General features: G+C 70.8%; 8 protein-coding genes. All 8 read left to right on the top strand.

Translation table 11 applies throughout. The features are described from left to right. Positions 1-4 precede the first annotated feature (4 nt). The 8 genes from RCO28_RS33460 to RCO28_RS33495 all read left to right on the top strand — a co-directional run bounded on the left by RCO28_RS33460 (position 5) and on the right by RCO28_RS33495 (position 10,845). On the top strand, positions 5-1,165 hold the full coding sequence (locus RCO28_RS33460; protein ID WP_308945101.1) for an acyl-CoA dehydrogenase family protein: 1,161 nt from the start codon (positions 5-7) through the stop codon (positions 1,163-1,165). A gap of 255 nt (positions 1,166-1,420) precedes the next feature. Further along, positions 1,421-2,452: an ABC transporter substrate-binding protein gene (locus tag RCO28_RS33465; RefSeq protein ID WP_308945102.1), complete on the top strand. Its 1,032-nt coding sequence runs from the start codon at positions 1,421-1,423 to the stop codon at positions 2,450-2,452. After that, a complete protein-coding gene (locus RCO28_RS33470) occupies positions 2,449-3,303 on the top strand; it encodes a siderophore-interacting protein (RefSeq protein ID WP_308945103.1) in 855 nt (284 codons plus the stop codon). The genes RCO28_RS33465 and RCO28_RS33470 overlap by 4 nt, the downstream gene beginning before the upstream one ends. 350 nt (positions 3,304-3,653) lie before the next feature. After that, positions 3,654-5,111 carry an aspartate aminotransferase family protein gene (locus RCO28_RS33475; protein ID WP_308945104.1) on the top strand — a complete coding sequence of 486 codons (1,458 nt, stop codon included), beginning with the start codon at positions 3,654-3,656 and terminating at the stop codon, positions 5,109-5,111. Further along, complete coding sequence (locus RCO28_RS33480; RefSeq protein WP_308945105.1) at positions 5,095-6,432, top strand: lysine N(6)-hydroxylase/L-ornithine N(5)-oxygenase family protein; 1,338 nt, start codon at positions 5,095-5,097, stop codon at positions 6,430-6,432. The genes RCO28_RS33475 and RCO28_RS33480 overlap by 17 nt, the downstream gene beginning before the upstream one ends. Next, positions 6,429-7,865, top strand: a complete 1,437-nt coding sequence (locus RCO28_RS33485; RefSeq protein ID WP_308945106.1) for a diaminobutyrate--2-oxoglutarate transaminase family protein — start codon at positions 6,429-6,431, stop codon at positions 7,863-7,865. The genes RCO28_RS33480 and RCO28_RS33485 overlap by 4 nt, the downstream gene beginning before the upstream one ends. Then, positions 7,862-9,436 (top strand): aminotransferase class V-fold PLP-dependent enzyme, encoded by a 1,575-nt coding sequence (locus tag RCO28_RS33490; protein WP_308945107.1) that lies wholly within the window; start codon positions 7,862-7,864, stop codon positions 9,434-9,436. The genes RCO28_RS33485 and RCO28_RS33490 overlap by 4 nt, the downstream gene beginning before the upstream one ends. Then, a complete protein-coding gene (locus RCO28_RS33495; RefSeq protein WP_308945108.1) occupies positions 9,433-10,845 on the top strand; it encodes a SidA/IucD/PvdA family monooxygenase in 1,413 nt (470 codons plus the stop codon). Before RCO28_RS33490 ends, RCO28_RS33495 begins: the two co-directional genes overlap by 4 nt. Positions 10,846-10,872: the final 27 nt, after the last annotated feature.

Here is a 10,872-nt window from a genome sequence, read left to right on the forward strand (position 1 = left end):
CACGATGTCTCTGGACCACCGGCTCTCCGCCGAGCACGAGGAACTGCGGCGCACCGTCGAGGAGTTCGCGCACGACGTGGTCGCCCCCAAGATCGGGGACTTCTACGAGCGGCACGAGTTCCCGTACGAGATCGTCCGCGAGATGGGGCGGATGGGCCTGTTCGGGCTGCCGTTCCCCGAGGAGTACGGCGGCATGGGCGGGGACTATCTCGCCCTCGGCATCGCCCTGGAGGAGCTGGCGCGGGTCGACTCCTCGGTGGCGATCACCCTGGAGGCCGGGGTGTCGCTCGGTGCGATGCCCGTGTACTCCTTCGGCACCGAGGAGCAGAAGCGTGAGTGGCTGCCGCGGATGTGCTCCGGCGAGATGCTTGGCGCGTTCGGGCTCACGGAGCCGGAGTGCGGTTCGGACGCGGGCGGTACGCGGACGACGGCCGTGCGGGACGGCGACCAGTGGGTGATCAACGGCACGAAGTGCTTCATCACCAACTCCGGTACGGACATCACCGGCCTGGTGACGGTGACCGCCGTGACCGGCAGAACCGAGGACGGCAGACCGCTGATCTCGTCGATCATCGTGCCGTCGGGCACGCCCGGCTTCACGGTCGCGGAGCCCTACTCGAAGGTGGGCTGGAACGCCTCGGACACCCGGGAGTTGTCCTTCGCGGACGTGCGGGTGCCGGTGGAGAACCTGCTCGGTGAGGAGGGGCGCGGGTACGCGCAGTTCCTGCGGATCCTGGACGAGGGCCGGATCGCGATCTCGGCGCTCGCGACGGGTCTGGCGCAGGGCTGTGTGGACGAGTCACTGCGGTACGCGAAGGAGCGGCGGGCGTTCGGGCGGCCGATCGGGGACAACCAGGCGATCCAGTTCAAGCTGGCGGACATGGAGATGAAGGCGCACACGGCCCGGCTGGCCTGGCGGGACGCGGCCTCGCGCCTGGTGAGCGGGGAGCCGTTCAAGAAGGAGGCGGCGCTGGCGAAGCTGTACTCGTCGACGGTGGCGGTGGACAACGCGCGGGAGGCCACGCAGATCCATGGGGGGTACGGGTTCATGAATGAGTTCCCCGTGGCGCGGATGTGGCGGGACTCCAAGATTCTGGAGATCGGGGAGGGGACGAGTGAGGTTCAGCGGATGCTGATCGCTCGGGAGATGGGGCTCACGGGGTGAGCCCCAGCCCCCACCGGGCTGCACCGGTCGTCTTTCGTCTGCTGCGCCGTCGTGGCTGGTCGCAAAGATTGCGCAGTTCCCCGCGCCCCTCAAAAGATTGCGCAGTTCCCCGCGCCCCCAAAAACGATGCGCAGTTCCCCGCGCCCCTCAAAAGAGATCCGGGGCTGGACCCGTAAGCCAAGTGGACCTTAGGTTAGGTTAACCTAACGCGAGATCGCGCCAGGTTGCCGTCCCGTCCACGAAAGCAGACACGTCATGTCCCACTCCCGAGCCGCCCTCCTCTCCCGCCGCGGCCTCCTCGCCGCCGGTGGGGCAGTCTCCCTCGGCGCTCTGCTCACCGCCTGCGGCGACAAAGAGGCGAAGGGCGGCTCGGAGTCGGGCAGCGGCAAGAAGGGCCCCTGGTCCTTCAAGGACGACCGCGGCAAGACCGTGAAGACGGACGCGGTGCCGACGAACATCGTGGCGTTCACCGGCACCGCGGCCGCGCTGTACGACTACGGCATCAAGGTCAAGGGCGTCTTCGGCCCGACGAAGGGCAAGGGCGGCAAGCCCGACGTCCAGGCCGGCGACATGGACATCAGCAAGCTGGAGATCCTCGGCAACACGTGGGGCCAGTTCAGCGTCGAGAAGTACGCGGCGCTCGCGCCCGAGGTGCTGATCACGGACATGTGGCTGAAGGACGCCCTCTGGTACGTGCCGGACGAGTCCAAGGACAAGATCCTGAAGCTCGCCCCGAGCGTCGCGCTGTGGGCCGCCGAGACCACCATGCCCAAGGCCCTGCAGCGCCGCGCCGACCTCGCCGAGTCGCTCGGCGCGGACCTGAAGGCGAAGAAGGTCACCGACGCGAAGGCCCGGTTCGAGAAGGCCGCCGAGCGGCTGCGCCAGGCCGCCAAGGCCAAGCCGGAGATCAAGGTCTTGATCGGCTCGGGCAGCGCCGACCTCTTCTACGTCACCCTGGCCGAGACCGCCGCCGACACCCGCTACTTCGAAGAGCTGGGCGTGGAGTTCGTCAAGCCGAAGGTGAACGCGCAGGGCTTCTTCGAGGAGCTGAGCTGGGAGAACGTCGACAAGTACGACGCGGACATCATCATGATGGACAACCGCACCTCGGCCCTCCAGCCCGCCGACCTCGACAAGTCCAAGCCGACCTGGAAGAAGCTCCCCGCCGTGCGGGCCGGCCAGGTCATCCCCCGCGTCACCGAGCCCATCTACTCGTACGACAAGTGCGCCCCGATCCTGGAGGACCTTGCGAAGGCCATCGAGGACGCCCAGAAGGTAGCCAAGTGACCGGTTCCCAGGCCCCGTTCCGGCTGTTCCGGCTTGAGGTCGAGCGGGCGGTGCGGCTGTCGCCGTCACTCGTGCGGGTCACGTTCACCGGTCCCGAGCTCGGCGAATTCAGGTCCGGCGGGCTCGACCAGAGCCTGTCGCTGTTCCTGCCCCGGCCGGGCCAGCAGGACCCGGTACTCCCTCCGACCGAGGGGACCGACCCGGCGGGCTGGTACGCGGCGTACCGGGCGATGGCGGACGACACGCGTGCGGTGATGCGCTCGTACACCGCGCGCGAGCAACGCCGAAGCCCCGCCGAGGAGTTGGACATCGACTTCGCGGTGCATCCGGACGGCGGTCCGGCGTGCGCCTGGGCGGAGCAGGCCGAGCCGGGCGACCGGGTCGCGGTGCTCGGCCCCTCCGGGCCGGACAACAACGGCATACGGTTCCGGCTCCCCGAAGGCGCCGAGTGGGTGTTGATGTGGGCCGACGAGACGGCGCTTCCCGCTGCCGCGGCGATCCTGGAGAGTTTTCCTGCCGGTACCAGGGCGAAGGTCTGGCTCGAAGTGCCCTGCGCGGGCGATCAGTTGGAGCTGAAGAGCGAGGCGGACGTCGACATCACGTGGCTGGTGCGGGAGGTCACGGAGGCGTCCGGGGCGCATCGTACGGAGCGGACCGTTGAGGCGGTGCGGGCTGCCTCCCTGCCCGAGGCCCGGCCGTACGCCTGGATCGCCGGGGAGGCGGGCACTGTCAAGGCGTTGCGTCGCCATCTTGTGCGTGAGCGGGAGTTCGATCGCAGAGCGGTCACGTTCACCGGGTATTGGCGGCTCGGTGCGAGTGAGGATTCCCTCCGGGCGGAAGCTGAGGTCTGAGCGCCCTGCCCTCAACTGTCGCTCTATAGCCGCGAGTTCGTCGTGGCTGGTCGCGCCCACGCGGCGTAGCCGCACATGTCACAGCCCCGCGCCCCCTACGAGGCGCCACAACCCCCAGCCCAAACGAAAACACCCCCAAACCCGATGCCCCCGTACGACGGTCCGTGCGGGGGCATCGTCATGCCCCGCCGTGCACCCGAGCGCCCCTGGCGCGCCCCCGGATGAGCGAGTGAACCTTTGAGCCTGCCGGGGAGAAGGGACTTAAGGTTAGGCTAACCTAAGCCAACTGCCTCGGAGCCGTGCCCGCTGATGTGGGCAAGGCCCAACGTCCCCTTTTGGGAGGACCGTTCATGAGTCTCCTCGCGCCCAGGTCTCATCTGCTCAACGGCCTGAACGCGGAGGCCTACCGCCGCTGCATCGCCGAAGGTGCCGACCGCGTCGCCACCCGACTCGCCTCCGTCCAGGGGCCGTTCACGGGAATCACCCCCGAGCGACTCGCCCCCACCATCGACGCCGTGGACCTGGACCGTCCCCTGCACGACCCGTCCGCCGCTCTGGACGAGCTCGAAGAGACCTATCTGCGCGACGCCGTCTACTTCCACCACCCCCGCTACCTCGCCCACCTCAACTGCCCCGTCGTCATCCCCGCGGTGCTCGGCGAGGCTGTGCTCAGCGCCGTCAACTCCTCGCTCGACACCTGGGACCAGTCCGCGGGCGCCACGCTGATCGAGCGCCGCCTGATCGACTGGACCGCCCAGCGCATCGGGCTCGGTCCGGCCGCCGACGGGGTGTTCACGAGCGGCGGTACGCAGTCCAACCTGGAGGCGCTGCTGCTCGCCCGGGAGGAGTGCAAGACAGAAGACCCGCTGAAACTGCGGGTGTTCGCCTCCGAGTGCAGCCACTTCAGCGTGCAGAAGTCGGCCAAGCTGCTCGGCCTGCCCGCCGACGCCGTCGTGGCCGTGCCCTGTGACCGCAACAAGCGGATGCGGACCGTCGCCCTCGCCCACGAGCTGGAGAAATGCGCGCGCGACGGGTTCACGCCGATGGCGATCGTCGCCACCGCCGGCACGACCGACTTCGGCTCCATCGACCCGCTGCCCGAGATCGGCGAGCTGGCCGCGCAGCACGACACCTGGCTGCATGTGGACGCCGCGTACGGCTGCGGGCTGCTCGTGTCACTCAAGAACCGGCACCTGCTCGACGGGATCGAGCGGGCCGACTCCGTGACCGTCGACTACCACAAATCGTTCTTTCAGCCTGTGAGTTCATCCGCGGTGCTGGTCCGGGACGGGGAGACGCTTCGGCACGCCACCTACCACGCGGAATACCTCAATCCGCGCCGGACCGTCGCCGAGCGGATTCCGAACCAGGTGGACAAGTCGCTGCAGACCACGCGCAGGTTCGACGCGCTGAAGCTGTGGATGACGCTGCGGGTACTCGGCGCCGACGGGATCGGTGAGCTCTTCGACGAGGTCTGCGAGCTGGCCGCGGACGGCTGGCGGCTGCTCGCCCTCGACCCGCGCTACGACGTGGTCGTGGAGCCGCAGCTGTCCACCCTCGTCTTCCGCTACATCCCGCAGAACATCACCGACCCGGCCGAGATAGACCGCGCCAACCTCCATGCCCGTAAAGCCCTCTTCGCCTCCGGGGACGCGATCGTCGCCGGGACCAAGGCGGGCGGGCGGCACTACCTGAAGTTCACCCTGCTCAACCCCGAGACCACCACCGCCGACATCGCCGCAGTCCTCGATCTGATCGCGGGCCACGCCGAGCAGTACCTGGGAGACTCCCTTGTCCGAGCCTCGTGAGACGCCCCGCGAGACGCCCCACGGAACGACTCGTGAGAACCGCGAGCCGTACGACCTGATCGGTATCGGCCTCGGGCCCTTCAACCTGGGCCTGGCCTGTCTGACCGAGCCGCTCGACGAACTCGACGCGCTGTTCCTCGACTCCAAGCCGGACTTCGACTGGCACTCCGGGATGTTCCTGGAGGGCGCGCATCTGCAGACGCCGTTCATGTCGGACCTGGTCACGCTCGCGGACCCGACCTCGCCGTACTCCTTCCTCAAGTACCTGAAGGAATCGGGGCGGCTGTACTCGTTCTACATCCGCGAGAACTTCTATCCGCTGCGCACCGAGTACAACGACTACTGCCGCTGGGCCGCCGCCAAGCTGACCTCCGTGCGCTTCGGTACGACGGTCACCGAGGTGTCGTACGAGGACGAGGACGCGCTGTACGCCGTACGGACCTCGGCGGGAGACACGTACCGCACCCGGCGGCTCGTGCTCGGCACCGGGACGCCGCCGCACATCCCGGAGGCCTGCGAGGGGCTCGGCGGGGACTTCATCCACAACTCCCGCTATGTGCAGGCCAAGCGGGAGCTGGTGAAGAAGGAGTCGATCACGCTGGTCGGCAGCGGGCAGAGCGCCGCCGAGATCTACCTCGACCTGCTCAGCTCCATCGACGAGTACGGCTACCGGCTCAACTGGGTCACCCGCTCCCCGCGGTTCTTCCCCCTTGAGTACACCAAGCTCACGCTCGAGATGACCTCCCCGGAGTACATCGACTACTTCCGCGCGCTGCCCGAGGAGACCCGCTACCGCCTGGAGCGCAGCCAGAAGGGCCTGTTCAAGGGCATCGACGGGGACCTGGTCGACACGATCTTCGACCTGCTCTACGAGAAGAACGTCAAGGGCCCGGTGCCGACCCGCCTGATGACCAACACCGCGCTCGAATCCGCGCGTTACGAGGAGGACGGGCGGTATCTGCTCGGCCTGCGCCAGGAAGAGCAGGGCGAGGAGTTCCAGCTGCGCACCGAGGGCCTGATCCTCGCGACCGGCTACCGCTACCAGGTCCCGGAGTTCCTCGACCCGATACGGGAGCGGCTGCGCTTCGACGGCCAGGGCCGCTTCGACGTGGCCAGGAACTACAGCATCGACACCACCGGGCGCGGCGTGTTCCTGCAGAACGCCGGCGTGCACACGCACTCCATCACCAGCCCCGACCTGGGCATGGGCGCCTACCGCAACTCGTACATCATCGCCGAGCTCCTGGGCCGGGAGGCCTACCCCGTCGAGAAGGCCATCGCCTTCCAGGAGTTCGCGGCACCGAAGGGCACCGTCTCATGAGCCTCGACACCCCACCCGAGGTCACCCCACCCGAAGTCACCTCTCACGAGGTCACCCCACCCGAAGCCCCACCCGAGGTAACCGACCCCAGCTCGCCCGAGCTGCGCGACCAGCTGCTCGCGCGCCAGGAGCGGCGGGAGTCCGCCGCCCGCACCTACGCCCGTACGCTCCCGGTCGCGCCGGTCCGCGCGCTCGGCGCGCAGGTCACGGGCGCCGACGGGCGTACGTACCTCGACTGCCTGTCCGGCGCGGGCACGCTCGCGCTCGGGCACAACCACCCCGATGTGGTGGCGGCGATTCGGGCCGACCTGGACTCCGGCGTTCCGCTGCACGCGCTCGACATGATCACGCCGCAGAAGGACGCGTTCTCCGAGGAGCTGCTCACGCGGCTGCCCGGCGCGCTGCGCGGCGAGGCCCGGCTGCACTTCTGCGGTCCGGCGGGCACCGATGCCGTGGAGGCCGCGATCAAGCTGGCGCAGGCGGCGACCGGACGGCGCGGGGTCGTGGCGTTCAGCGGCGCGTACCACGGCATGACGGTCGGCGCCTCGGCCGTGTCCGGGCCCGCGCGGATGCGGTCCACGGTGGGCGCGGACGCGCTGCCGGTGACGCGGATCCCGTTCCCGTACGCGTACCGCTGCCCGTTCGGGGTCGGCGCACCGCAGTCCGGGGAGCTGGCGGCGCGGCTCCTGGAGAACTTCCTGACCGACCCGAGCAGCGGGGCGGGCGAGCCCGCCGCGGTGATCCTTGAGGTGGTCCAGGGCGAGGGCGGCGTGATCGAGGGCCCCGACTCCTGGCTGCGGGAGGTCCGCCGGATCACCGAGGAGCGCGGCATCGTCCTGATCGTCGACGAGGTGCAGACCGGAGTGGGCCGTACCGGGCACTTCTGGGCCTGCGAGCGGGCCGGGGTCACCCCGGACGTACTCGTCGCGTCGAAGGCGGTCGGCGGCGGTCTGCCGCTCGCGGTCCTCGCCTACCGGCCCGAGCTCGACCAGTGGCTGCCCGGCGACCACACCGGCACGTTCCGGGGCAACACGCTCGCGATGACGGCCGGCCGCGTCACCCTGCGTACGGTCGCCGAGCAGCAGCTCGCCGAGCGGGCCGCGAAGCTCGGGGAACGGCTCCGGCTCGGGCTGCGTCAACTGGCCGACGACAACGCGCGGTTGGGTGACGTACGAGGGCGTGGGCTGATGAACGGCGTGGAGCTGGTCGACCCGGACGCCGCGCCGGACCGGATCGGCTCCCGGCCCGCGGACCCGGAGTTCGCGCGGCGGCTGCGCGCGACCTGCCTGGGGCAGGGCCTGATGCTTGAGCTGGGCGGCCGCTCGGACAGCGTGCTCAGGCTGCTTCCGCCGCTGGTCGTGACGGACACCGAGCTCGACTCGGTCCTGGAGCGCATCGCCGCGGCGCTGCGCGAGGCGGAGCGTGCCGCGTGAACGAGCACATCAGCGAAGCGCAGAGTCCTGTGCACCCCGCGAGCGTCGCCGGAGGAACCGAAGGACCGGCCGCACTGCGGGAGTTGACCGACGTCGTGCTCACCGCGCTCGCCGACGGCGCGGTCGAGCGCGGCGGCCCGCTCCCGGCGGGCGGCCCGGACGCGGTCGCCGCGGACGTACGGGCGCACTGCTCGCCCGTACTGCCGCTTGACGGCACCGGCGCCGAGGCCGCGCTGCGGGAGCTCGTGCAGGCCATGACGCGGGGCGCCGCCGACCCGTCCGACCCGCACTGCGTGGCGCATCTGCACTGCCCGCCGCTCGCCGTGGCGGCGGCGGCCGACCTCGCGGCGTCGGCGCTCAACCCGTCGATGGACTCCTGGGACCAGGCGCCCGCGGCGGGCGTGATCGAGGCCGAGGTGACCAACTCCCTCGCGGAGCTGGTGTATCCGGGCGCCCACGAGACCCCGGACGCCCTTGTCACCAGCGGCGGCACCGAGTCCAACCTGGTGGCGCTGCTGCTCGCACGGGAGCGCGCGCGGGCCGCCGGGGAGCGCACCGTGCAGGTGGTGTGCGGGGCGAACGCGCACCACTCCGTGCAGCGCGCCGCCTGGATGCTGGGCCTGCCGACCCCGGCGGTGGTGGACTGCCCGGCCGGGCGGATGGACCCGCGTTCCCTCGACCGGGTGCTCGGCGCGTACGCCGGGATGCCGGTGCTCGTGGTCGCCACCGCGGGCACCACCGACGAGGGCCTGATCGACCCGCTGCCCGAACTCGCCGACGTCACGGCCGCGCACGGCGCCGAGCTGCACGTGGACGCCGCGTACGGCGGTCCGCTGCTGTTCAGCGAGCGGCTCGCGCCCCGGCTCGCGGGGATCGAGCGGGCCGTGTCGGTCACGTTCGACCTGCACAAGCTGGGCTGGCAGCCGGTCGCGGCGGGCATCCTGGCGGTACGGGACGCGCGTCAGATCGACCATCTCTCGTTCCAGGCCGACTACTTGAACGCGGACGACGACACCGAGGCGGGCCTGCCCGATCTGCTCGGCCGGTCCATCCGCACCTCGCGCCGCCCGGACGCCCTGAAGATCGCGGTGACGCTGCGCGCGCTCGGCCGCAGGGGCCTGGGCGAGCTGGTCGAGCACTGCGTGCGGACCGCGCAGGACTTCGCCGCCGCCGTCGCCGCCCACCCGGAGCTGCGGGTGCGGGCCGGCGAGCCGGGCATCAGCACGGTCCTGTTCCGCCCGCGCGCGGCCGACGCGCTGCCCGCCGCCGAGGGGGACGCCCTGGTCGCCGCGGTCCGCAGGCGGCTGCTCGACGACGGCCGCGGCGTAGTCGGACGGGCGGTCGCCGAGGACCCCGAAACCGACAGCGGGGAGCGGAAGTTGTGGCTCAAGGCCACGCTCCTGCACCCGCGCACCGGCGCCGTCGACCTCGCGGCCCTGCTCAAGCTGGTCGCCCACTGCGCGGCCGAGGAGAGCGCCACCCCGTCCCCGAACGCCCCCTACGTCCCCGCCCCGGCATCCCCCACCGAAGACCTCCGCACGAGGGCCCGCAGCCAAGGAGTCCCCCAGTGAGCACCGCACCCAGCTCGGACATTTACGAAGAGACCTTCGACCTGCTCGGCGTGGGCATCGGCCCCTTCAACCTGTCGCTCGCCGCGCTCGCCGACGGCGTGCCGGGCCTGCGCACCGCCTTCCTCGAACAGCGCACGGCCTTCCACTGGCACCCGGGCCTGCTGATCGAGGGCGCCACGCTCCAGGTGCCCTTCCTCGCCGACCTGGTGAGCCTGGTGGAGCCGACCAGCCCGTGGTCGTTCCTGAACTACATCAAGACCAAGGAGCGGCTCTTCCCGTTCTACTTCGCGGAGAAGTTCCACATCCAGCGCGCCGAGTACGACGCGTACTGCCGCTGGGTCAGCGGGCAGTTGGCCTCGTGCCGGTTCGGGCACCAGGTGGACACCGTGCGCTGGGACGCGGGGCGCGGCGCGTTCGAGGTGGGCTTCACGCGGCTCGACGAGAACGGCGGCGCGGAGGGCGTGGGCCGGTACTTCGCCCGGCACCTGGCGCTCGGTGTGGGGACGGCGCCGCGCGTGCCGCAGGCCCTGCGCGCGCTGGCCGACGATCCGTCCGTACCGGTCTGGCACTCGGCCGAATACCTGGCGCGGCGCCCGGAGTTGCTGGCCGCCGAGCACATCACGGTGGTCGGCTCGGGCCAGTCGGGCGCGGAGGTCTTCCTCGACCTGCTTCGCCACCGCCCGCAGGGCAACGAGGGGCTGACGTGGCTCGCTCGTACGGAGGCGTTCGCGCCCATGGAGTACAGCAAGCTGGGCCTCGAGCAGTTCACGCCCGACTACACGCGCTATTTCCACGGACTGACCGAGCCCGTACGGAACGAACTCCTGCCCCGCCAGTGGCAGTTGCACAAGGGCGTCAGCGGGGACACGCTCGGCGAGATCCACGACGAGCTGTATCTGCGCACCCTCGACGGCGGCTGGCCGGACGCGGCGCTCACCCCCGGGGTGGCCGTGGAGTCGGCGGAGCGCAGCGGGGGCCGGCTGAAGCTCGGCCTCAGCCACGCCCAACAGCGGTCCGAGGCGCACCTGGTGACGGATGCCGTGGTGGCCGCGACGGGGTACGCGGAGCGGCCCGTGGACGGGCTGATCGAGCCGCTGCTCCCGCATCTGTCGCGGGACGGCTCGGGCCGGCCGGACATCGACGCGCGGCACCGGCTCGTGCTCGACGAGGAGGTGGGCGGTTCGGTGTTCGTGCAGAACGCGGAGCGGCACACGCACGGCGTGGGTGCGCCGGACCTGGGGCTCGCCGCCTGGCGTTCCGCGGTGATCCTCAACTCCCTTACGGGCGAGCCGGTCTACCCGCTGCCGGAGCGGACCGCGTTCACGACGTTCGGTCTGGCGCCCTCCGGTGCGCGCCCCGAGCGGCAGGCGGCGCAGGAGAACGGACATCAGGGCTTGCGCACCAGGTAAGCCTTACCTAAGTTATTCATCGGGCCG

This window comes from Streptomyces sp. LHD-70 (assembly GCF_031157275.1).
In the GTDB taxonomy this organism is placed as follows: domain Bacteria; phylum Actinomycetota; class Actinomycetes; order Streptomycetales; family Streptomycetaceae; genus Streptomyces.